Below are 20561 nucleotides of genomic sequence, written 5' to 3' on the forward strand. Positions count from 1 at the left end.
TCCCGGTGCGCTGAGCGCGTCGCGGTGCCCCCAACGGGATTCGAACCCGTGCCGCCGCCTTGAAAGGGCGGTGTCCTAGGCCGCTAGACGATGGGGGCTTAGGATTCCCTGTCGCCTTCCGTCGGAGACCTCTGAAGCATAGGGGACGATCGCCCCTGATGCCAAAGTGGCGGGCCGGCGGCCGGCTTGGGGGTGCCACTCACGGTCCCCGCTGGCGACGGGGCGTTCGTTGGCTCAGGGGAAATCATACGTCCAGGGTCGTCCTCCACGTGACGCTGGACGTACACCGACTGCTCCCCCAGCCCGCCCAGCGTGATGTCGTCCCAGGCCTGCAGGCGTTTGGTCTCCCGGTCGAAGTAGAGGACGGAGGCCTGGACGGGGGTCGGCGCGGCGTGTTCGAGGGCGCGCAGGCCCGCGCCGCCGGTGGAGCCCTGGACCATGACGCGGGTGCCGGTGGGCAGGAGGGCGGTGGAACGCTTGTGGGCGTGGCCGGCCAGGACGAGCGGGGCGGCGCCGGAGAAGCCGCGGGCGATGATGTCGTCGTGGACGGCGACCAGGTCCGCTCCGTCCAGCCTGGGGACGCGGGCGCGGCCGTACTCCCGCAGGTTGGACGGGTCCGCGTCGACCGCCACCGACTTGTCCGGGGTGAAGCGGGGGTCGCCGAGACCGTAGATCTTCAGCCCGGCGACCGTCCTGGTCCGGTCGTCCAGGACGACGGCGTTCTTCTGCCGGGCCACGGCCTTCTGCGTGGTCATCGAGTCGTGGTTGCCGCGCACGAACACGTACGGGACGCCGAGGGGGCCGATCTCCTCGACGAACTTGTTCTCGGCCTTGGTGCCGTGGTCGGAGATGTCGCCCGTGTCCACGATCACGTCCACGGCGAACTGGTCCTTCAGGGAGCGGATGACGTTCCAGCCGATGGGGTTGAGGTGGATGTCGGAGACGTGGAGCACCCGGATGGAGCGCGGATCCGCGTCGTACACGGGCAGCGTCGAGACCGTGTCGTACAACTTGGAGACGTTCGTCACGAGCTTGGTGAGCTGCGACCGGTACGACTCGAACTTCGTCACGATCGACTCGGCGCTGCCGACCAGGGACGGCGCCGCGGCCACCAGGCCGGAGTAGCGCGGCTCCACCAGCGAGCCGGGCCGGAACGTCAGCGCCGCCAGCGCGCCCGTGGCGGCCAGCCCCACGGCGGCGGCCAGCAGGCCCGACAGGGCGACGCGTGGGCGCCGGTACACCATGAGGACGGCCAGCAGCGCCCCCGCCCCGGCGCACAGCAGCGAGCGGATGACCAGCGCCCGGACGCCGTCGAGCAGGTCACGCTCGATGATCTCGGGGAGGCGGTCGGCCAGGCGCGGGTCCTCGATGAGGGACTTGGCGCGCTCCTGGTCGATGTTCTCCAGCGTGATGCGCAGGCGCAGCGGGGCGTCGTGCGTGTGGAAGGTCAACGTCCCCAACGGGCTGGCATCGACGACGGTCTCACCACCCCACGCGGGACGGAGGGACATGCCGGTCTCCACGGGCCCGATCTGGGCCCTGACGGTGCCGCTGAGGAAGATCCCCAGCCAGGCCCCGACCGCGGCGACGAGCAGCACGGCCAGAATCCTCGACGCGCGTGACCGGACGACAGCGTTCAAGCTGCGGACGAACTTCATACGGGCTTACCTGACCAGCGGGGCAGAATGGCAACTGTGATCGACGTTTCGCGGGAGAGGTTCGAGGAGCTCGTGGCCGAGGCACTCGACACGATCCCACCCGAGCTGACGCAGGCGATGAGCAACGTCGTCGTCACCGTGGTGGACGAACCTCCCGAGCCAGACCTGCTGGGTCTCTACACAGGTGTCCCCCTTACCGAGCGCGGCGACTGGTACTCAGGAGTTCTGCCCGACCGGATCGAGATCTACCGTCATTCGATCTGCCGAGTGTGCGACACGGAGGAGGACGTGGTCGACGAGGTGCGGATCACGGTCGTGCACGAGGTCGGTCACCACTTCGGGATCGACGACAAGAGGCTGCACGAGCTGGGCTGGTGATCCGCCGGACGGGTTGACCGCTTCCGCTTGCGGGGCGGGCCGTGATCAGGCACCTTAGGTGACATACTGAACACGCTCAGTCAGGCACAGCGGAGTCCAATGGGGGCCATGCGGACGCGACGGCTGCCGGGGCGGCATCGCCGTGCTGGAGACCATCACGCCACCTACGGCGAGGTCATCGCCATCAGCGAGTTCCGCGCGCTCTGGTACGGCCAGGGCCTCTCGCTCCTGGGTGACCAGCTCGCCCAGGTGGCGCTCGCGGTGCTCGTCTACGACCGCACCGGCTCGCCGCTGGCGACCGCCGCCGTCTACGCCCTGACCTACCTGCCGTCCATCGCGGGCGGGCCGCTGCTGGCCGGCCTGGCCGACCGGTTCGCGCGCCGGGGCGTGATGCTGGCCTGCGACCTGATCCGGGCCGCGCTGGTCTCCGTGATGGCGCTGCCCGGCATGCCGTTCTGGCTGCTGTGCGGGCTGGTGTTCCTGGTGGTGCTGCTCAGCGCGCCGTTCTCGGCCGCCCGCGCGGCGCTGCTGCCGGAAGTGCTGGAGGGCGACCGCTACGTGGTCGGCTCCGCGCTGCAGAACATGACCAACCAGGCCGTGCAGATGCTGGGCTTCGCCGCGGGCGGGGCGGTGATCGCCACCATGGGCCCCTACCGGGCGCTGGCGCTCGACGCGGCGACGTTCCTCGGCTCCGCGCTGATCCTGGTCTCGGGCGTACGGCGGCGCCCGGCCGCGAGCACCGACGGGCCCAGGCCGTCCATGTGGACGATGACCAGGTCGGGCGCGCGGCTCGTCTTCGGCGACCGGAGGCTGCGCACGCTGGTGCTGTTCGCGTGGCTGTGCGGCTTCTACATCCTGCCGGAGGGGCTGGCCGCGCCGTACGCCGCGCAGCTCTACACCGGCACGCTGCCGGTGCCGGTGATCACCGGGTTGCTGATGGCGGCGATGCCGCTGGGGACGGTGGTGGGGGCGTTCGTGTTCGGCAGGTTCGTCTCGCCGCCGAGACGGCTGCGGATGATGGGCTGGCTGGCCGCGCTCAGCTGCCTGCCGCTCGTGGTGACCGCGCTGCGGCCGCCGCTGGCCGTGGTGCTGGCGGCGTGGGTTCTGTCCGGGATCGGGGGCGCCTACCAGCTGGCGGCCAACGCCGCGTTCGTCCAGCGGGTGCCCGCCGAACGTCGAGGGCAGGCGTTCGGGCTGGTGCAGTCGGGGTTGATGGCCGTACAGGGCGCCGGGATCCTGCTGGGCGGGCTGGCGGCGGAGAGACTCGGCCCCGAGCCGGTGATCGCGCTGGCCGGCCTCATGGGGGTGGTGTGCTCGGTCGTGCTGACCCTGATCTGGGCCGAGTCCCGTCGTGACAGCGCCGCCCGTGCCGGCGCCCCGGCCACCGGCTGATCACTGCTGGGGCTTCGGCCGGTCGTCCCAGGTGTCGGTGGTGCCCTGCCAGCTGTCGGCGGAGCCGGACTTGGCCTGCTGCTTGTTGATCAGGTCCTGGACGATGGAGGAATCGCTGCCCTCGTCAGGCATGAGCAGCCAGCCGATCGCGTAGACGCCGACCCCCATCCCGCCGAACAGCGTCGCGATCGCCAGCCCGATGCGGATCAGGTTGGCGTCGATGCCGAGGTAGTCGCCGACGCCCGAGCAGACGCCCGCGATGATCCGGCCGTTGCGGGTCCTGCGCAGCTGCTTGATGCTCTTTTCGTTCATGCCTCAAGATTGCCCCGGCGCATGGCGTTCGCACATCGGGATTCCCCCTGGTAGAACCCTGGTAGCCCCTTACGCGAAGAGAGGACACGGCATGGACGACCTGCTGCGCGTCGACGACCGGCTCAGCGGTGACCAGAGGTTGATCCGCGACACGGTGGCGTCCTTCGTCTCCGACCGCGTACTTCCGCACGTGGCCGACTGGTTCGAGGAGGGCACGTTCCCGGCCCGCGAGCTGGCGCCCGAGCTGGGCTCGCTCGGCCTGCTCGGCACGCACCTGGAAGGCTACGGCTGCGCCGGCACCGACGCCGTCTCCTACGGCGTCGCCTGCCGCGAGCTGGAAGCCGGCGACTCCGGCCTGCGCTCGTTCGTGTCGGTGCAGGGCTCGCTCGCGATGTTCCCCATCTGGCGGTACGGCTCCGACGAGCAGAAACAGGAATGGCTCCCCCGGATGGCGGCCGGCGAGGCGATCGGCTGCTTCGGCCTGACCGAGCCCGACCACGGCTCCGACCCGGCCGGCATGCGCACCTACGCCAAGCGCGACGGCTCCGACTGGGTGCTCAACGGCTCCAAGATGTGGATCACGAACGGGTCCGTCGCCGACGTCGCGGTGGTGTGGGCGCAGACCGACGAGGGCATCCGCGGGTTCGTGGTGCCCACCGACACGCCCGGCTTCTCCGCCCCCGAGATCCACAAGAAACTGTCCCTGAGGGCGTCGATCACCTCGTCGCTGTACTTCGACGACGTCCGCCTGCCCGGCTCCGCCGTCCTGCCCGGCGTCACGGGCCTCAAGGGCCCGCTGTCGTGCCTCACGGAGGCCCGCTTCGGCATCCTGTGGGGCGTCGTGGGCGCCGCCCGGTCATGCCTGGACGCCGCGGTGGAGTACTCCAGGACCCGCGTGCAGTTCGGCAAGCCGATCGGCGCCTTCCAGCTCACCCAGGAGAAGCTGGCGTGGATGTACGTCGGGATGACGCAGGCGTCCCTGACCGCCCTCCACCTGGGCGAGCTGAAGGACGCCGGACGGCTGGAGCCGCGCCAGGTCAGCTTCGGCAAGCTGGCCAACGTCCGCGCCGCGCTCGACATCGCCCGCCAGGCCCGCTCGGTGCTGGGCGGCAACGGGATCACCCTCGAGTACCCGGTGATCCGGCACATGAACAACCTGGAGTCGGTGCTGACGTACGAGGGCACGCAGGAGATCCACACGCTGGTCCTGGGCGAGGCGCTGACGGGGATCGCGGCGTATCGGTGACCTTGCGGGGCTTCTCATCGGAAACCGATGGGAAGCCCTATCCGTTACTGTGATGAGGGCCGTTACGACGTCGCGTACCAGGCGGTAGTCTCGGTACCCTTGCTGTGCATGGGGCGTTAGCTCAATTGGCAGAGCTGCGGACTTTTAATCCGTAGGTTCCGGGTTCGAGCCCCGGGCGCCCTACCTCACTGAACTGGGCGGACTCCCCTTTTGATGATCGGGAAATCCGCCCAGGGTTGCAATGTGGGTTGCAATCACGTCTCCCACAGCGCATGTCCCAGGCGCGCCGCCGCCTCAGTGGCGAGCGTTTCCGTGATGTGGGTGTAGCGCTTCGTTGTACTCAGTTGAGAGTGGCCGAGAACGGCTTGCACCACACGAATGTCTACGCCCTGCTCCAGTAGCAGGGTCGCGGCGGTGTGGCGGGCGTCGTGGACTCGGGCGTCCTTGTCGATGTCGGCCTCTTTGAGGATCTCTTTCCACTCGTCCCAGTCGCCCGTGTCGATGGGGCTTCCGTCCGGCATGCACCAGACGAGGTCCCAGTCCTGCCGCGTCTCCCCTGCGGCTTCGCGTTCGGCCTGCTGCGCTTCCCGGTGCAGCCTGAGAAGGGCGATCAGTGGGGGCGGGAGGGCGATCGTGCGCTTGCCCTTTCCCTTGGGTTTCACAAACGTCCAGCCGCCCACCCGCTCGGGGCAGGCTACGGCGTGCTTGACGCAGTCCGGCGGGCAGAACTTCGGGCACTCGCCGTTGTGCTTGGCGCAGTTCGTACGGCACGCAGTCAGGCAGACGTGCCGCCGGCCGGAGGTGCGCTTGGCCTTGGGGCAGTCCTGGGGACACGGGTAGCGGTGGTGGCGTTCGCCGCAGACGTGCGGGTCCTCGCAGCCGTGCCGAGAAACGGCTGGTCAATGGTACGGCGGCGGGGCGCTAGGCGTACTCGGTCATGACGCGGCGGCGCTGTGGCACAGCTGGTGCAGGTCGAGGGGCGTACTGGTCAAGCAGAACGCGGGCGCGGTCGTAGCCGAGGCGGGCGCGGCGCCGGTGTGCAAGGCAGATGACCGTGGCAGCAGGGCAGCGGGCCGGGGGTGCGTGAGGCGCCGTCTGCAGATATGACCGACGGCCGGAGCGGACACGCCGCGCGGCCGTGGACGAGCTGCGCACTCCCGAGGTGACGCCACTGCGCCCACGGCGAAGATCACTCCAGGCGATATCGGCTGTCCGCAGGTTCCTCGCCCCGAGCAAATCCTCGCAGCCCCAGGTATTAGGGTTTCTGATGTCCTGGATTGTTGGACATTCCGACAGTGTCCTGTGCTGGTGCCCGCTCGTTGTGTACGTGCGAGCCCATGACTCCGGAGGTCGCGATGCAGTATGCCCTCTTGATCTACACAGAGCCGGGCTATCACGAGGTGTTGTCCGAGGCGGAACGCGAGGCGGCGTACGCGGAATATTTCGCGCTGGCCGACGACACGCGCTACAGCGCCGGGGCGCGGCTGCAGCCCGTCGAGACGGCGACCACCGTACGGGTGGTCGACGGCCGGACGCTGACGACCGACGGTCCCTTCGCCGACACGAAGGAGGTCCTCGGCGGCCTGTGCCTGATCGAGGCGGCCGATCTGGAGGAGGCGCTCGACCTGGCGGCGCGGCTCCCGGCCGTCCGGCTCGGTGCCGCGGTCGAGGTCAGGCCGTTGGTGCCGCGCTGATGCCGCTCGACGCGGTTTTCCGGGACGAATGGGGCAGGGTGCTGGCCTCACTGGTCGGCTATCTCGGGGATTTCGACAGGGCCGAGGAGGCCGCGCAGGAGGCGTTCGCGATCGCGGCCGAGCGCTGGCCCATATCGGGCATGCCGCCCAACCCGGGGGCGTGGCTGGTGACCACGGCCCGCAACCGGGCGATCGACCGGATCCGTCGCGAGCGGACCCTGGCAGAGAAGATCCCCCTGCTGCCGGTGCCCGAGGCCGCCATGGACGACCTCGACGAATGCGTGTTCAAGGACGAGCGACTTGAGCTCATCTACATGTGCTGCCATCCGGCGCTGTCACTGGAAGGGCAAGTGGCACTCACCCTGCGCGCCCTCGGAGGCCTGCAGACCGCCGAGATCGCCAGGGCATTCCTGGTCTCCCAGGAGACCATGAAGCGCCGCCTGTCCCGAGCCAAAAGCAAGATCAAAGCGGTCGGGATGTCGTTCGAGGTGCCCGATGCCCGCCAGCTTCCCGAGCGTCTCGACGCAGTGCTGACCGTCATCTACCTGATCTACAACGAGGGCTACAGCGGCCGCGTCGATCTCAGCGCTGAGGCCATCCGGCTGGGCCGGTTGCTCACCGGGCTCCTGCCGGACGAACCCGAGGCGCGCGGGCTGCTCTCGCTGATGCTGATCCACCACGCCCGGCGGCAGGCCCGGTTCTCCGGCGAAGATCTCGTACTGCTCGACGATCAGGACCGCTCGCTCTGGGACATGCGCCAGATCGAGGAGGGACGGGCGGTGCTCGACCAGGCGCTCGCGCTCGGCGGGCGCGGTCCCTACGTCGTCCAGGCGGTGATCGCCTCCCTGCAGACACACGAGCGGATCAATTGGCGACAGGTCGCCGAGCTGTATCGGCGCCTGGTGGAGCTCACCGGCTCACCCGTGGTCGAGCTCAACCGCGCGGCAGCGATCGCCCAGGCCGGCGACCCCGTCGCCGCGCTACGCGCTGTCGACAGCCTTAACCTGCATGAATACCTCTATTTCCACTCCACCCGTGCCGAGTTGCTGCGGCGTCTCGGCCGCAGGGAAGAGGCCAGAGCGGCGTACGGCCGAGCCCTGCGGATGGCCACCTCGACGCCCGAGCGGCGATTCCTCACCCGGCGGCTCGAAAATATCTGAGCCGGGTTGTCCCCCCGGCGGGTCGTCATTCGTCGCCTGGATGCAAGCGACGAACGAGACCCAAGACGGGGTAGCGATGACAACGCAGCGTGAGATGGACGAGGCGGAGATCCGCGGACTGGCGGACAAGATCATCAGGGGGCTCCGCGCCAAGGATCTCGAGGGGCTGAAGCGGGTTTACGCCACGGACATCGTGTCCTTCGACATCGAGCCGCCGCTCCAGCACGTGGGGATCGAGGCGAAGCTCAAGAACTGGGCGAAGGTGTTCACGCTCTTCGAGGGCGTGAACTACGAGATCCGCGACCTGACGCTCACCGTGGGCGATGAGGTGGCATTCGGGCACGCCTTCGGCCGGCTCAGCGGCGTGTTGAAGGGCGGGCCGGCGACGAGCGGCATGTGGGTGCGGGTCACCTTCGGCTTCCGGAAGATCGACGGCACCTGGTTGATCACGCATGACCAGGTCTCGGTACCGCTCGACGTCGAGAGCGGCAAGGGCATGACCGGCCTCGAGCCCTGACCGCCGCACGACGACGAGAGACGACCTTCGATGAACATCTTCCTCTGGATCCTCCAGGTCGTTCTGGCCGCCATGTTCGCCATGTCCGGCCTGGAGAAGGCTACTCAGCCGAGGGACAAGCTGATCGGAAAGTACCCGTGGATGGGGGATGTCCCCCAAGCGGCCGTGCGGTTCATCGCTGTGCCGGAGCTGCTCGGCGCGATCGGCCTGATCGTCCCCGCCGCTACGGGGATCGCACCGATCCTGACGCCGCTCGCCGCGGCAGGACTGGCGATCCTGATGGCGCTGGCGGCGGCCATGCACATCCGCCGCAAGGAGACCCAGGGTCTCGCGATCACGATCGTGTTGTTCCTGCTCACCGCATTCGTCTCCTGGGCCCGATTCGGCCCCTACGGCTGGTAGCCACCACCCCGTGCCGCGCGCGTTCTTCGTGTAGCGGAGCTGGCTCGAGCGAGTGATGCCGCGCGTCGGCCAGATCAACCGGCGGCTCCGTTGAGCTCGACATCTATCGACATTCTCCTGTGTGGAAGGAACATCATGAGTTCAGCGTTTGAACTCTCTCGCCGTGACTTCGGTGGGGACGTCATCGAACCGGGCACCGCTGCCTACGAGTCGGCCAGCCGCTCGATGTTGGTTGCGGGTAGTCCGGCCCTGGTCCTGCGACCCGAGAGCGTCGTGGACGTGCAGGCCGGTGTCAGATTCGCCGTCGGCACGGGGCTTGTGCTGTCCGTGCGCGGCGGTGGCCATGGCTTCGCGGGCTTCGGCACCAACGACGGCGGCGTCGTACTCGACCTCGGCAAGCTCGCGAGTGTGGAGATCATAGACAAGGAGCGTCACCTGGTGCGGATCGGCGGTGGCGCCACCTGGGGTCAGGTCGCGGCCGCGCTGGCCCCGCATGGCCTGGCGATCTCCTCGGGCGACACCAGGAGCGTCGGTGTCGGCGGGCTGACCTTGACCGGCGGCATCGGGTGGAAGGTCAGGAAGTACGGTCTTGCCCTGGACAACGTGGTCGCCGCGGAGGTGGTCACTGCCGGGGGCGAGCTGGTGCGGGCGAGCGCGGCGGAGAACCCGGAGCTGTTCTGGGCGCTTCGCGGCGGAGGCGGCAACTTCGGGATCGTGACCGCCTTCGAGTTCGTGGCCCACCCGACGACCGACGTCTTCTTCGGGAAGATCAGCTTCCCGGCCTCCGAGGCGGGCACCGTGCTCCAGGGCTGGGCGGACCACCTCCGTACCGCGCCCGAAGAGCTCACCTCCATCGTGGACTTCGCCAACCCCTTCGCCGGCGGCCCCGACGCGCCCGTCGAGATCCAGGTCGCCTTCGACGGCGATGACCCCGAGCTCGCCGCCCAGGCCCTTGATCCGATCCGCCGGCTCGGTACGGTGATCGGCGACGATGTCGCGCTCCAGCCGTACGCTGATGTGCTCGTGGACTTCGCGCCCCCGCCGCCCGGCATCCAGCTGGTCACCCGAAGCGCGTTCGTCGACGCGGCACCGGTGCCAGAGGTGCTTCGCATCCTTGCCGAGGTAGGGGCATCGCAGTCCCCGCCGAAGATCTCCGTCCGCAGCATGGGAGGGGCGGTGTCCCGTCTTCCCGACGACGCCACCGCCTACGCGCACCGCCGGGCGGAGCTGATGTTCGTGACCACCACCATTGGCCCGCCGCAGGTCATCGAGGCCGCCCGTCCGGGCCTGGACGCGATCTGGGCCAGGCTCGCACCTCATGTCAGCGGGGCCTACGCCAACTTCCTCGCCTCCGCCACCGAGGAGGACGTCGCCGCAATCTATCCGCCGCACGTCTACCAGCGGCTCGCGGCGGTCAAGCGCCAGTACGACGCGCACAACCTGTTCTCCCGCAACCACAACATCCGCCCGCTGTAACGCCCGACGCACAGCACAGTCGTCTGTCGCGTCCCATGCGGATCCGGATGACCAGCAGCGGCCGGCACCGGGAACGACCGGCCGCTACGTACCGAGCCATCCCGCCCGTACGGCCGGGGCGCCGGAGATGGCCAGCTCGGCGCCCGAGCGGCGATTCCTGATCCGGCGGCTCGAACATCTCTGATCCGGGTTGTCCCCCCGAGGGATGCTCATTCATCGCCTGGATGCGAGCGACGACCTTCCACCCCCGACTATCGAAGAATGGAATGACATCATGAGCAAGGTCTGGTTCGTTACCGGTTCGTCCCGCGGCCTGGGCCGCAACTTCGTCGAGGCCGCCTTGTCACGCGGCGACAAGGTGGCCGCCACCGCCCGTAACCCGCACCGCCTGGATGAGCTGGTCGCCACCTACCGCGACGCGGTGCTTCCGCTCCCACTGGACGTGACCGACAAGGCCGCCGTCTTCGAGAGCATGAAGCGGGCCAAGGAGCACTTCGGCCGGGTCGACGTCATCGTGAACAACGCGGCCTACGGCTTGTTCGGCGCGGTGGAGGAGCTGACCGAGCAGCAACTGCGCGACCAGCTCGAGACCAATCTGATCGGCCCGCTCTGGGTCGTTCAGGCCGCCCTGCCCCATCTGCGCGAGCAGGGCGGCGGGCACATCATTCAGATCTCTTCGGTCGCCGGCCTCACCGTGTTCCCGCTCGGCGGCGGGTACGCCGCCTCCAAGTGGGCGCTGGAAGGCCTGAGCGAAGCCCTCGCCCAAGAGGTCGCCCCATTCGGCATCAAGGTGACCGTGATCGAGCCCAGCTCCTACGCCACCGAAGGTTACGCCACCGATGGCGCCGCCGGCGGCGTAACCGCCGACCCCAACCCGCTGTATGACGGTCTGCGTGCGGGCTTCGCCGAGTTCGCCGCTTCACTCGACCTCGGCGACCCGGCCGCGGCAGGCCGGGCAATCCTGAAGATCGCCGACGCGGACAACCCGCCCCTGCGCGTGCTCTTCGGCATCCATGGCAACCAGATTGTTTCGCAGGTCTACGCCGACCGGCTCAAGACCTGGGCTGACTGGCAGGACCTGTCAGCGGAGGCACACGGGCCCACCTCCGCAGCCCCGGCCGTCTGACCCCGGCGACGGCCTGCGGGGGAAGCGCCGATCACGCCACGGCGACCCCGCTAGCAAGGGCAACACCTCGAGCATGCACACGCCTCGGCAGGATGGTGCGGGGCGTCCAGACCAGCGCCGCCCGGCCGTGTCGTAGGTGGCCCGACGAGGCCGACGGCCACGGCCGACTTCAACCGCTCCTCGGCCCGGCCTGGCGCACGGTCACGCAGATCGAGGAATTAGTGGCGGATGCCGGCGTGCATGGTCGACGTAGCAGGGCTCGCGCAGCTCTGCTCGGGGGCTGAGGACGCCGCATCGTGCCACGGGACGGATCACACGGAGCATCCTGCCCCAGGCGAGAACGTCGCGAGGGCCTTCCCGCCAAGACCCTCGCACGGCCTGGCGACATCAAGCAGACCCGCGATTCCGCGGTACCAGGCAACCACCTCGGTCTAGAGCGACCTCAGGCACCACACCGACACGAAAGAACGATCTCATGAGAGTCAAACCATTCCTGATCGCCCTCCTGACCGCGCTGCCCCTGGCCGCCATGCCGTTGCCCGCCACCGCGGATGGCGGCAGGTGGGGCGGCGGGTGGGCGACAGCCGTTCAGCAGCCCACCGCCACGTGGTTCCCCAACTGGTCGCAGGAGGGCTTCGACAACCACTCCGTCCGCCAGGTGATCAGAACCTCGGCAACCGGCACCCACCTGCGTGTCCGGTTGTCCAACGCCTACGGTACGACCCCGCTCCGGCTCACCGGAGCCAGCATCGCCAAGACCACAACCGGCGCGGCGATACGTCCGGCCACGGTCCGGCCGCTGACCTTCGCCCGCTCGGAGTCGGTGACCATGCCCGCCGGCGGACAGGCGGTCAGCGACCCCGTCCGGCTCCCGGTTCGCGCGCTGGAGCAGCTCACGGTGACGCTGTACTTCCGGGGAGCCACCGGCCCGGCCACCTTCCACAGCATCGCCATGGCCACCTCGTACCGCGCCAAGGGCGACCACCGGCGCGACGCGGGCGGCGCCGCGTTCACCGAGACCAGCCTGTCGCGCTATTTCCTGTCCGGGCTCGACGTGTCCGGCAGGAAGAACACGGTCGTCGCCTTCGGCGACTCCATCACCGACGGCTACGGCGCCACCAACGACGCCGACGACCGCTACCCCGACCGGCTCGCCGAACGCCTGGCCAGCTCAGGCACATCAGTGCTGAACGCCGGAATAGGCGGAAACCGGGTGCTCAACGACTCGGCCTGCTTCGGCGAGAGAGCCACCGCCCGCTTCCGGCGCGACGCGCTCGACCAGCCCGGCGTGGGCACCGTGATCGTCCTCGAGGGCCTCAACGACATCCTGTTCCCGAAGAACACCGGGGCCTGCGCCACACCGAACCCGCAGGTGACCGCGGAAGAGCTGATAGACGGTCACCGCGCCCTGATCCGCGCCGCCAGAGCGCGGGGCGTGCGGATCATCGGGGGAACCCTCACCCCGTTCAAGGGATCGGATCTCTACAGCGAGTACGGCGAGGGCGTGCGCCAGGCCGTCAACCACTGGATCCGCACCAGCGGAGAGTACGACGCCGTCGCCGACTTCGACCGCGCCCTGGCCAACCCCGAACCCGGCCACGCCGGCGAACTCCTGCCCGCCTACGACAGCGGCGACCGCCTGCACCCCAGCCCCGCCGGTTACCAGGCCATGGCCGACGCCGTCGACCTGTTCACTCTGACCAGATAATGCCGATGACCGAGATGGACGTGTGCCGCCTGACCAGGCATCCCTGTAGTCGGGGAATTCTGGTCGGCGCTGGTGTGGCGGTTGAAGGGGGCCGGGGCAGGCATGCGGGGTCCGCGGCGTCCGTTGATGCTGGCCGGAACAGCGGCCTGGCGGTGTAGCCGGCGCGGGCCAGCCAGCGCTTGAGCAGGGTGACGTAGTGGCGATCGAACTTCGCCCAGCCGTGAGCGGGACCGCCAAGCGCTGTGCGATGGAACGGGATCCGGCGTTGACCACGCTCGGGCTGGTGCCGAGACAGAGGCCGCTGACCTGGAGGAACCGCCTTACCGCTGGATTCCGTTCCGAATCTCTCTGCCCCGGCGCCGGGAGGGACGGACTGGTTGGGGGCGGGCGTGCTTATCGGTGTCCGACGTGCTTGATGGCGACGCGACCCGCGTCACGGGGTGATGGGCGGAGCGTGTGCCGCCAGGTCAGCAGCGGCTCCCGGGCGCCCTGGCGGGTAAGGGGCGCGGCGTCGGTGAGCTGGAAGCCGCAACCGCGGGCCACGGCGGCACTGGCCAGGTTGTCTTCGGCGATGCGCAGCAGTAATCGGGTGAGCGCCAGCACGTCGTACGCGTAGCTGATCATCAGCCGGACCGCGCGCGAGGCCAGGCCCTGGCGCCGATGGGCGGCACCGATCGCGTAGGCCAGTTCCGCCTCGCCGACCGTGCCGGTGCGAAACAACAGGATCTCGCCCAGCGGCGCGGCGCCGTCGGTGGTGATGGCCAGTTGCATGCGCTGGTCATCTGCGCGGCGTTGACGCGCCTGGTCCAGGTAGGCGCGGGCGGCCGCCTCGTCGAAGGGCGCGCGCAACGGCGTCCATCGGTCGACCTGCGGATCATCGAACAGGTGCGCCATCGCGTGAACGTCGGTGTCGTGCCATTCGCGCAGGGTGATGCCAAGCCCGGTCAGGTGGACCTCGGCGGGGAAGGGGGTGTGCTCCCCGGCGGTGCCGGTCATCTCTGCCCGCCTGGGCCTGTCGCCGTGGCGGCGATCGACGCACGTCGCCAGGCGGCCGGAGCGTCGTCGCCCACCAGGGCCGGCGTCCGCTTCAGCATCGTGCGTGGCCTGCGCCGGATCGGCGCGGGCAGGGACAGCGACCGCCGCACCGGCGGGCTGGTGTCGGGCATGAAGGCCTCCATCAGGGTTGGGTATACCTGGGATCTGCGGGTCGGCGCGGGCGGAAGCGTCCGGTGATTACAAGCGGTGATGCCCCTCAGGTGATCAGGAACGAACCCAGATCACTCGATCGTCGGCCCCTGGTTTTGCTGGAGAGAAGCAGCAGCGTTTGCCGGTCAGTTCGGACAGCGGTCGGGGGGTGACCGGGGCCGGAATGTCGGGTGAGAAGGAGCAGCACCCCCGCACGACACGCCTGAGCTGATGAGTCGGAGGCTGGCGGGGAAGCCGGTCGGTGTGCTGTCTGCGGTCATGACGGCCAGGGTGAGCATGTCCTGGAGCTCTTGGGCGGCTCGGGCCGTGGTGTCCCGGGTAGCACCGGGACGGCGGGGCTGGCTGACGAGCGCGATGCGTCCGGCGGGGCGGAGCAGGCGGCGCAGCTCGCCCAGCCGCTCCACCGGGTCGGGCCAGAACCCCACCGACTTGACGGCGAGGATGGCATCGAGCGGATCGCCGAAGCTCGGCAACTGCTCCACGGAGGCGTGCGTGAGGTGCACGGCGGGCGCGGACGGCGCGGGCGTTGCGACGGGCGGCCTGCCGGACCATGGCCTGCGAGCGCTCCCGGTTGGAGGGGCGATGAGCGAACACACCTGCTGTCTGCATGATCGCCAGTCAACGACTTCAAGTATGCTTGAAGTCAAATGAGTGAGCAGCTGACCAATCGGTGAGCTGGCGAGTCGCACCGGTGTTGCCACCTCCGCTCTGCGCAACTGGGAGGAGCTCGGCCTGCTACCGGCGCCGCCTCGAGTCTCAGGCCAACGGCGTTATCCGCCCTCCGCGGTCGGGCTGGTCGGCGTGGTCGTGTCGCTGCGGAATATCGGTTTCGCGTTGCAGGACGTCAAAGCGTTCATCGCGGCTCGTTCGCCGGCCGGCGACGGATGGCGGGAGCTGTACCAACGCAAGATCGCCGAGCTGGATCAACGGATTGCCCAGGCTCAGGTGGCACACACCGCCATCGCCCATGGCTTGGCCTGCCGATCGCATTCGGCCATCAGCAGCTCGGCCGGGAAGCCGAGATAGTTCATCTGGTCGCGCGGGGCGGTGGCGGCCAGTTCGACGAACTGGCCGCGGTCGGCAGTCGCAACCGCTGGCAGGCCTGGTGGATCGAGGCTTCGGCCGCTTCCTCGGTCAGGGCGCGGCGGTGAACGGTGGTCATAGCAGCTCTCCCTCGGATGCGGGCCAGCCGCCGGTCCGGCGGCGCAGCAACTGGAACGGCACCACATCGGATATCAGGACTGTCCGATCGCCTAGGGCGGTTACCAGAGCCAGCGGTCGAGGAATTCGGGCCAGATGAATCCTTGGTAGCCGTCGAAGGGGGGCGGAGTGAGCTGCCGGTGTGACCGAGAACGGCATGGCCGCGTCTGTTGGCGACCAGGTCACGGACGAGGGCGGCCAGTGGCTCTGGGAGGTTGCTCTGGATGGCCCAGTGGACAGCTCCGCTCGAGAATGACGGCGGATCGCCGCGTACAACTTGCCCTTGGACTTGGGCACCAGCACCGCCACATCCCGAGAAGCACATCAATGCTCCCACCGCAAGTCCTCGCGCCCGTTACTGCTCAGCGACATGACCTTGCCGTGGAAACAACTGCTGTTGCAGCAGACCGGCAGACGCTGTCACCTGTCACCGACAAAACCAGGCCCCTCCGGTGCCGCCCCCGCGAGGTGGGCCCGGTAGTTCGGGCAGGTCGTAATGTCCTCGTGCGAGCAGTTCATTCCGGCTTCGAGGAGATCGAGTGCTGAGCGCAGCGCCGCCATCTTGGCCTGCAGCGCGCGATGGTTGTGGCGCAGCACGTCCTTGCGAGCGGCCGGGTCGCCCGCGGCGAGGAACGTCCGGATGTCCGGCAGCGGCAGGCCGGCCTGCTTCGCGATCACGATCGACGCTACCCGGAACAGGTCGTCGCGGGTGTAGCGGCGGCGCCCGCCGGCGACGCGGACGGGGGAGAGCAGGCCCATCGACTCCCAGTGCCGCAGGACGTGTGCCGGCAGGCCGAAGTGGTCGGCCACCTGGCCGATTGTCATCGGGCTTGACTTCATGTCGACATTAAGTCGGATCATGGCGGGCATGTCGAATCTGCTTGCTGTTCTCGACGCCGTCGACGCGCAGCCCATGTCCGTCGAGCTGCGCACACGTTCCTACGAGTTGCTCGGCGACCTCACTGGCCGAACCGTGGTCGATGTCGGCTGCGGCGCTGGCCGCGCGGTCGCCGAGCTGGCCGAGCGCGGGGCCCGCGCGGTCGGCGTCGACCACGACCCCGAGATGATCGCCGTGGCCCGGGAGCGCTGGCCGGGCGGCGAGTTCCACGTCGGCGATGCCTGCGAGCTGCCTTTGGAGACCGGATCGGTTGCCGGCTACCGCGCGGACAAGGTGTTGCACACGCTCTTGGACCCGGTGCGGGCTGTGGCCGAGGCCCGCCGGGTTCTCGCGCCGGGCGGCCGGGCCGTGCTGCTCGGCCAGGACTGGGACACGGTCGTCATCGACTCGGACGAGCCGGAGACCACCCGCCGGCTGGTCCACGCGAAGGCGGACTCGCTCCCGTCGCCGCGCGTCGCCCGCAAGTACCGCAACCTGCTGCTCGATGCCGGGTTCGCCGACCCGGTCGTCGAGGTGCGCACCAGTGTGTTCACCGATGACACCGCGCTCGCCCTGCTGCACCGGATCACCGACGAGGAGAGCTGGCTTGCCGAGCAGGCCGAGCGTGCCCGCACGAACCGGATCTTCGTCGCGGTGCCGATGTTCCTCGTCGCCGCGCAGGGATAGCGATCTGTTGCCTCCGCCGCGGATGCGGGCGCACTTAGACATTTCACTGAGCGACATTGGCGCTCAGGGCGGTACATCGAAATAGGAAATGACACAGCCAAGCATTAGGGCGGCGGACTTTTGATCCGTAGGTTCCGGGTTCGAGCCCCGGGCGCCCTAACTGCTCGAACGCCTCTCCTCGATCTTGTTCGGTGAGGTCGTACAGCCAGCTTTCACAGCCATGAGGGCCGGAATCCCGTTGGGGGAGTCCGGCCCTTTTCGCTGCGTCGTGTCATCCGAAGAGCTGTTCGGCGACCGCGTCGACGGCCGCGCGTTCGATGTCAGGGAGCACGTGGGCATACGTGTTCGTGGTCGGCGCGATCTGGCTGTGGCGAGCGTCTTCATGACCGTTCGCGGCGAGGCAACGCACGCCAGGAGGTACGACGCGCAGGCGTGGCGGAGATCGTGCAGCCGCAGCCAGTCGAGGCCGGCCTTGGCCCTGCCCTGCGCCAGCGGGTGCTGAGGTTCCCCGGCTCCAGCGGTGTGCCGATCGATGTCGCGAAGACGAGCCCGTGGTCCTTCCACCCCTCTCCCCCGCCGCCAGTTGCTCGGCGGCCTGAGCGCGCCTGTGCTTTCCGCTGCAGCTCCTGCCCCTTCTGCTCAGCCAGCCGAAGCACCCTGACCGGCCCCGCCGTCGGCCTCACCGTGCCGATCGGACGTGTCATCACATCCAACCGGCGCAGAATCAGTGGGCACCAATCCGGTGATCGTTTCTGGTGAGGACCTCGTCACCGCGGGTGGTGCTCACGGGCGATCCGTAGGACTCGTGGAACACGTTGCGTTCCTGGGCCCGACGGCCGGGGTGGCGACGCTCCTCCGCCGGATAGCCGAGGGACATCAGCAAGGCGATGGCCAGGTCGTCGCGGTCTTCGATGCCGATCACCTTCTTCACCTTGGCCTCGTCCCAGCCGTTCATCGGCGAAGTGGCAAGCCCCATCTCCGTGGCGGCGAGCATCACGTAGCTGGCCGCGATCATCGCGTCCTTGACCGCATACTCCCGCAGCAGGCCACGCTCCTCGAGGTCTGCCTGGAAGGCTCGCGATGCCGCGGAGAACATCGTGACGAACTCGTCGTTCCACGCTCCATTGCGGCGGGCCTGCTCGTAGACGTCGCTGTGGTCCTCCCGCCAGGACAGCGGCTCGGCGACGAAGACCAACATGAGCGGTGCCTCCTGCGGCTGTGGCTGACCATCGGTGGCCCAGGCCAGACCCGCACGTCCTTCGTCACTGGTGACGGCGACGATGGACCGGTCCTGGAGGTTCCAGCTGGTGGGCGCCTCGATGGCGAGGGCGAGCAGTGCGTCGAGCGCGTCCGCGGGGATCGCATCGGGGCGGTAGTGACGGACGGTGCGGCGGGTGCGGATGGCTTCGGCGACAGACATGATGTGAGGCGTCATGCCACCTACTATCGGAGAGCGACTCTCCATCCGGAAGAAGGAACCAATTAGTGCGTTACTCTCCCTTCATGGAGACCATTGTCGAGTCCTCCGGGCTGCCGGCCGACGCCTTCTCGGCGAAGTGCCCGACCCGCCAGGTGCTGGATCACATCGCAGGCAAGTGGACGGTCCTCGTCGTGGATGCCCTCCTCGAGGGCACCATGCGCTATACCGACTTGAGCCGACGCATCGAGGGTGTCTCACAGAAGATGCTCACCCAGACCCTGCGCAGCCTCGAAGGCGACGGGTTCGTCACGCGCACCGTCCACCCCACCATCCCGCCCCGGGTGGACTATGACCTCACCGCGCTCGGGCGCAGTCTTGCCGAGCCCATCACGGCGCTCCGCCGGTGGACGGAGAACCACATCAACGAGATCGAACAGGCCCGGAGCCGAGCACGTCGCTGACCCGGCATCGGGAACCGCACCCCGCCCGGTCATCCCGCCAGCCGTACCCGGCGAATCAGCACCAGATCACCCGCACGCCATCCCGTGGACGTGAACCCCGGGCGGGTGACGTCTCGCCGTGGACGTGACCTCGACACCTCGGCGTTGCTGCACGATAAGCATCCCTGATAGCCGCTCAAGGAATCATCGTTGGTGGTGAACCTGATCGGCAGAGCAGAATGCCCACATGTCCAGTTCCACAGCTCCTCAGGCCGACACCACCTGTCATCCCCGCGAACATCTGACTGTGACGCCCTCTCCAGAAGCTTTCCGCATGGCCAGAGCCGACGGAAATGAGCGCCTGCGCAGCAGCGGGTCGCTGTTCGAATCCTTCTTTTCGTTGGACGGCGCAGCGTACGCGCCCGGCGCCCTGCCCGTCTCGGTCAAGGAACTGCTCGGCCTCGTGGTGTCCGTGATGAAGGACTGCGAGGAATGCGTCTACTACCACCTCGAACGATGTGACGAAGAGCGGGTCGTTCGTGAACAAGTGCTCGAGGCGCTGCAGATCGCCCTTGTAGGAGGCGGGTCGGTCACCATTCCGCTCCTTCGCCGAGCCGTCTCCTTCATGGAGGGTCTTCCGACCTATGGCGAAGGGAGGCCGTGAACGAAGTGCAGGCGGAAGCGGAGATTGCCATGATGGTCAACCACTCGATCGATCCGGACCGGCGAACAGGCCGCGCCCTGTCGCAACGCGCGAGGCTGACAGGCCAAGAATGACACCTGGATGCTTCGGCCCCGACACGAGGTGTGAAGTCCTTGGCCGTTAGCTGATCGTCGTGCAATCGGACAGGGGAACGAACGGTCAAGCACGGATGCTCACCACCCGCCTTCCGTCCAGCTCAGCGCCCTGACACCGGGTGATCGTTGCGGCTCCCAAGCTGACACGCCGCTTTCATCACGACTCCGCTGGGATGCCAGGAGGACAAGCAAGATCCGGGACATGCGCGGAATGGCCTTGCCGCGGTCGTGAAGGGCTGGGCGATCACACGGGGTCAGCACATCGTTGGCCCACCAAGGACAATCCACTTTCAATCCGCGTCCTGCTCATCATCGGCTGGAAGCAGGCTGCACGCATGGTCGATCTCTCCGCTTGCGATCAAGTCTCGTACGGCGTCGAGCATCGACGCGAAGCCGGGCTCGCGGATGATGACGAGGTCCGTGCAGGAGAAGTATCGGCCGTTGAGGGATTCACCCGTCTCCTGCCAGCGATCCATGATCCCACTGACGACGTCAAGTGTCATGAACGTCGCGTACCGACGGGTCCCATCGGGCAGCCTGATGGTCGCATCGGCCTGATCAGCAGTCTCAGGGGCATACCCTTCCCAGCGAGGGATCATCATCTCGAAACCCGGGTCACTGACCCGATAGAACGCCCCTGCAGTCTCGATCATGCGGCTCACTCTGGCAGGGCCACCGCGGGGCTGCAACAGCTCTCATACCTCTGTGATCGCCGGAATCGGCGAGCCGCCATAGGTTGCGTTCCGGGTTGCAATACGAGCCCGTTCACAACCGTTCAGGATGGACTGCCATGCCCTCTGACCCACATTGACCTCTTTTCATCCTCGGGCGACTTCGTAGTTCTGCAGAAGAGCGATGGCCTTG

General features: G+C 68.3%; 23 protein-coding genes and 3 tRNA genes. 16 read left to right on the top strand and 10 right to left on the bottom strand.

Features of this window, described 5'->3' with window-relative positions; all coding sequences use genetic code 11:
• Positions 1-25: 25 nt before the first annotated feature.
• Positions 26-98 (bottom strand) — tRNA-Glu (locus tag CXR44_RS33145).
• The gene (locus CXR44_RS33150; RefSeq protein ID WP_245899721.1) at positions 99-1640 is read right to left on the bottom strand and encodes a metallophosphoesterase family protein; all 1542 of its coding nucleotides are present in this window, start codon (positions 1638-1640) and stop codon (positions 99-101) included.
• A 45-nt stretch (positions 1641-1685) separates the two neighbouring features.
• Here CXR44_RS33150 and CXR44_RS33155 point away from each other — a divergent pair, with 45 nt between their 5' ends.
• Both CXR44_RS33155 and CXR44_RS33160 read left to right on the top strand, forming a co-directional pair.
• A complete protein-coding gene (locus CXR44_RS33155; protein WP_397019012.1) occupies positions 1686-2036 on the top strand; it encodes a metallopeptidase family protein in 351 nt (116 codons plus the stop codon).
• A 108-nt stretch (positions 2037-2144) separates the two neighbouring features.
• Complete coding sequence (locus CXR44_RS33160) at positions 2145-3428, top strand: MFS transporter (protein WP_245899723.1); 1284 nt, start codon at positions 2145-2147, stop codon at positions 3426-3428.
• Here the strand turns inward: CXR44_RS33160 and CXR44_RS33165 are convergent, their stop codons facing one another.
• Positions 3429-3740: a PspC domain-containing protein gene (locus CXR44_RS33165; RefSeq protein ID WP_101790098.1), complete on the bottom strand. Its 312-nt coding sequence runs from the start codon at positions 3738-3740 to the stop codon at positions 3429-3431.
• Positions 3741-3831: 91 nt separating this feature from the next.
• On the opposite strand from CXR44_RS33165, the gene CXR44_RS33170 reads away from it, so the two are divergent.
• Both CXR44_RS33170 and CXR44_RS33175 read left to right on the top strand, forming a co-directional pair.
• Positions 3832-4986, top strand: a complete 1155-nt coding sequence (locus CXR44_RS33170) for an acyl-CoA dehydrogenase family protein (RefSeq protein WP_101790099.1) — start codon at positions 3832-3834, stop codon at positions 4984-4986.
• 110 nt (positions 4987-5096) lie between these two features.
• Positions 5097-5169, top strand: a tRNA-Lys gene (locus CXR44_RS33175).
• Between the two features lie 71 nt (positions 5170-5240).
• Here CXR44_RS33175 and CXR44_RS33180 read toward each other — a convergent pair.
• Entirely contained in the window at positions 5241-5666 is a 426-nt protein-coding gene (locus CXR44_RS33180; protein WP_180903824.1) for a tyrosine-type recombinase/integrase, read from the bottom strand.
• 675 nt (positions 5667-6341) lie between these two features.
• Here CXR44_RS33180 and CXR44_RS33190 point away from each other — a divergent pair.
• The 7 genes from CXR44_RS33190 to CXR44_RS33220 all read left to right on the top strand — a co-directional run bounded on the left by CXR44_RS33190 (position 6342) and on the right by CXR44_RS33220 (position 13069).
• Positions 6342-6680, top strand: coding sequence for a YciI family protein (locus CXR44_RS33190; RefSeq protein ID WP_101790101.1), 339 nt, complete (start codon positions 6342-6344; stop codon positions 6678-6680).
• A complete protein-coding gene (locus CXR44_RS33195) occupies positions 6680-7840 on the top strand; it encodes an RNA polymerase sigma factor (RefSeq protein WP_101790102.1) in 1161 nt (386 codons plus the stop codon). Before CXR44_RS33190 ends, CXR44_RS33195 begins: the two co-directional genes overlap by 1 nt.
• A 94-nt stretch (positions 7841-7934) precedes the next feature.
• The gene (locus tag CXR44_RS33200; protein ID WP_245899727.1) at positions 7935-8357 is read left to right on the top strand and encodes a YybH family protein; all 423 of its coding nucleotides are present in this window, start codon (positions 7935-7937) and stop codon (positions 8355-8357) included.
• 30 nt (positions 8358-8387) lie between these two features.
• Entirely contained in the window at positions 8388-8759 is a 372-nt protein-coding gene (locus tag CXR44_RS33205) for a DoxX family protein (protein WP_101790104.1), read from the top strand.
• 135 nt (positions 8760-8894) lie between these two features.
• Positions 8895-10235, top strand: a complete 1341-nt coding sequence (locus CXR44_RS33210; RefSeq protein WP_101790105.1) for an FAD-binding oxidoreductase — start codon at positions 8895-8897, stop codon at positions 10233-10235.
• A 274-nt stretch (positions 10236-10509) separates the two neighbouring features.
• On the top strand, positions 10510-11361 hold the full coding sequence (locus CXR44_RS33215) for an SDR family NAD(P)-dependent oxidoreductase (protein ID WP_101790106.1): 852 nt from the start codon (positions 10510-10512) through the stop codon (positions 11359-11361).
• Between the two features lie 475 nt (positions 11362-11836).
• Positions 11837-13069 (top strand): SGNH/GDSL hydrolase family protein, encoded by a 1233-nt coding sequence (locus tag CXR44_RS33220; RefSeq protein ID WP_101790107.1) that lies wholly within the window; start codon positions 11837-11839, stop codon positions 13067-13069.
• A gap of 393 nt (positions 13070-13462) precedes the next feature.
• On the opposite strand, the gene CXR44_RS33225 is transcribed toward CXR44_RS33220, so the two are convergent.
• From CXR44_RS33225 to CXR44_RS39820, 3 genes are all read right to left on the bottom strand, one after another.
• Complete coding sequence (locus CXR44_RS33225) at positions 13463-14065, bottom strand: GNAT family N-acetyltransferase (protein ID WP_101790108.1); 603 nt, start codon at positions 14063-14065, stop codon at positions 13463-13465.
• Positions 14062-14235, bottom strand: a complete 174-nt coding sequence (locus CXR44_RS39815) for a hypothetical protein (RefSeq protein WP_180903825.1) — start codon at positions 14233-14235, stop codon at positions 14062-14064. Before CXR44_RS39815 ends, CXR44_RS33225 begins: the two co-directional genes overlap by 4 nt.
• Before the next feature lie 165 nt (positions 14236-14400).
• A complete protein-coding gene (locus CXR44_RS39820; protein ID WP_342748628.1) occupies positions 14401-14976 on the bottom strand; it encodes a methyltransferase domain-containing protein in 576 nt (191 codons plus the stop codon).
• On the opposite strand from CXR44_RS39820, the gene CXR44_RS41855 reads away from it, so the two are divergent.
• On the top strand, positions 14951-15301 hold the full coding sequence (locus CXR44_RS41855; protein WP_281260313.1) for a helix-turn-helix domain-containing protein: 351 nt from the start codon (positions 14951-14953) through the stop codon (positions 15299-15301). The two genes, CXR44_RS39820 and CXR44_RS41855, sit on opposite strands and share 26 nt — an antisense overlap.
• Positions 15302-15895: 594 nt before the next feature.
• Here CXR44_RS41855 and CXR44_RS33245 read toward each other — a convergent pair.
• The gene (locus CXR44_RS33245; protein WP_219602115.1) at positions 15896-16345 is read right to left on the bottom strand and encodes a MerR family transcriptional regulator; all 450 of its coding nucleotides are present in this window, start codon (positions 16343-16345) and stop codon (positions 15896-15898) included.
• Between CXR44_RS33245 and CXR44_RS33250 the strand changes: the two genes are divergently transcribed.
• Positions 16335-17039: a methyltransferase domain-containing protein gene (locus tag CXR44_RS33250; protein ID WP_219602116.1), complete on the top strand. Its 705-nt coding sequence runs from the start codon at positions 16335-16337 to the stop codon at positions 17037-17039. The genes CXR44_RS33245 and CXR44_RS33250 overlap by 11 nt on opposite strands.
• A gap of 65 nt (positions 17040-17104) precedes the next feature.
• Positions 17105-17198 (top strand) — tRNA-Ser (locus CXR44_RS33255).
• Positions 17199-17763: 565 nt separating this feature from the next.
• On the opposite strand, the gene CXR44_RS33265 is transcribed toward CXR44_RS33255, so the two are convergent.
• Entirely contained in the window at positions 17764-18474 is a 711-nt protein-coding gene (locus tag CXR44_RS33265; RefSeq protein ID WP_180903827.1) for a nitroreductase family protein, read from the bottom strand.
• A gap of 68 nt (positions 18475-18542) precedes the next feature.
• Here CXR44_RS33265 and CXR44_RS33270 point away from each other — a divergent pair, with 68 nt between their 5' ends.
• Both CXR44_RS33270 and CXR44_RS33275 read left to right on the top strand, forming a co-directional pair.
• The gene (locus CXR44_RS33270; protein ID WP_101790128.1) at positions 18543-18920 is read left to right on the top strand and encodes a winged helix-turn-helix transcriptional regulator; all 378 of its coding nucleotides are present in this window, start codon (positions 18543-18545) and stop codon (positions 18918-18920) included.
• A 226-nt stretch (positions 18921-19146) separates the two neighbouring features.
• Positions 19147-19563, top strand: a complete 417-nt coding sequence (locus CXR44_RS33275; protein ID WP_219602118.1) for a carboxymuconolactone decarboxylase family protein — start codon at positions 19147-19149, stop codon at positions 19561-19563.
• Between the two features lie 424 nt (positions 19564-19987).
• On the opposite strand, the gene CXR44_RS33280 is transcribed toward CXR44_RS33275, so the two are convergent.
• Complete coding sequence (locus tag CXR44_RS33280) at positions 19988-20350, bottom strand: hypothetical protein (RefSeq protein WP_144070180.1); 363 nt, start codon at positions 20348-20350, stop codon at positions 19988-19990.
• Between the last annotated feature and the right edge of the window lie 211 nt (positions 20351-20561).

Source organism: Nonomuraea indica, assembly GCF_002850745.1.
GTDB lineage: Bacteria > Actinomycetota > Actinomycetes > Streptosporangiales > Streptosporangiaceae > Nonomuraea > Nonomuraea indica.

Bases quoted from the DNA above. Each gene is read 5' to 3' on its own strand.
- CXR44_RS33165 (WP_101790098.1), bottom strand. From the start codon at position 3,740: ATGAACGAAAAGAGCATCAAGCAGCTGCGCAGGACCCGCAACGGCCGG.
- CXR44_RS33245 (WP_219602115.1), bottom strand. From the start codon at position 16,345: ATGCCCGCCATGATCCGACTTAATGTCGACATGAAGTCAAGCCCGATG.
- CXR44_RS33160 (WP_245899723.1), top strand. From the start codon at position 2,145: ATGCGGACGCGACGGCTGCCGGGGCGGCATCGCCGTGCTGGAGACCAT.
- CXR44_RS33200 (WP_245899727.1), top strand. From the start codon at position 7,935: ATGGACGAGGCGGAGATCCGCGGACTGGCGGACAAGATCATCAGGGGG.
- CXR44_RS33225 (WP_101790108.1), bottom strand. From the start codon at position 14,065: ATGACCGGCACCGCCGGGGAGCACACCCCCTTCCCCGCCGAGGTCCAC.
- CXR44_RS33280 (WP_144070180.1), bottom strand. From the start codon at position 20,350: ATGATCGAGACTGCAGGGGCGTTCTATCGGGTCAGTGACCCGGGTTTC.
- CXR44_RS33210 (WP_101790105.1), top strand. From the start codon at position 8,895: ATGAGTTCAGCGTTTGAACTCTCTCGCCGTGACTTCGGTGGGGACGTC.
- CXR44_RS33155 (WP_397019012.1), top strand. From the start codon at position 1,686: ATGGCAACTGTGATCGACGTTTCGCGGGAGAGGTTCGAGGAGCTCGTG.
- CXR44_RS33215 (WP_101790106.1), top strand. From the start codon at position 10,510: ATGAGCAAGGTCTGGTTCGTTACCGGTTCGTCCCGCGGCCTGGGCCGC.
- CXR44_RS33270 (WP_101790128.1), top strand. From the start codon at position 18,543: ATGGAGACCATTGTCGAGTCCTCCGGGCTGCCGGCCGACGCCTTCTCG.
- CXR44_RS33250 (WP_219602116.1), top strand. From the start codon at position 16,335: ATGGCGGGCATGTCGAATCTGCTTGCTGTTCTCGACGCCGTCGACGCG.
- CXR44_RS33170 (WP_101790099.1), top strand. From the start codon at position 3,832: ATGGACGACCTGCTGCGCGTCGACGACCGGCTCAGCGGTGACCAGAGG.
- CXR44_RS39815 (WP_180903825.1), bottom strand. From the start codon at position 14,235: ATGCCCGACACCAGCCCGCCGGTGCGGCGGTCGCTGTCCCTGCCCGCG.
- CXR44_RS33195 (WP_101790102.1), top strand. From the start codon at position 6,680: ATGCCGCTCGACGCGGTTTTCCGGGACGAATGGGGCAGGGTGCTGGCC.
- CXR44_RS33275 (WP_219602118.1), top strand. From the start codon at position 19,147: ATGTCCAGTTCCACAGCTCCTCAGGCCGACACCACCTGTCATCCCCGC.
- CXR44_RS33265 (WP_180903827.1), bottom strand. From the start codon at position 18,474: ATGACGCCTCACATCATGTCTGTCGCCGAAGCCATCCGCACCCGCCGC.
- CXR44_RS33205 (WP_101790104.1), top strand. From the start codon at position 8,388: ATGAACATCTTCCTCTGGATCCTCCAGGTCGTTCTGGCCGCCATGTTC.
- CXR44_RS33220 (WP_101790107.1), top strand. From the start codon at position 11,837: ATGAGAGTCAAACCATTCCTGATCGCCCTCCTGACCGCGCTGCCCCTG.
- CXR44_RS33190 (WP_101790101.1), top strand. From the start codon at position 6,342: ATGCAGTATGCCCTCTTGATCTACACAGAGCCGGGCTATCACGAGGTG.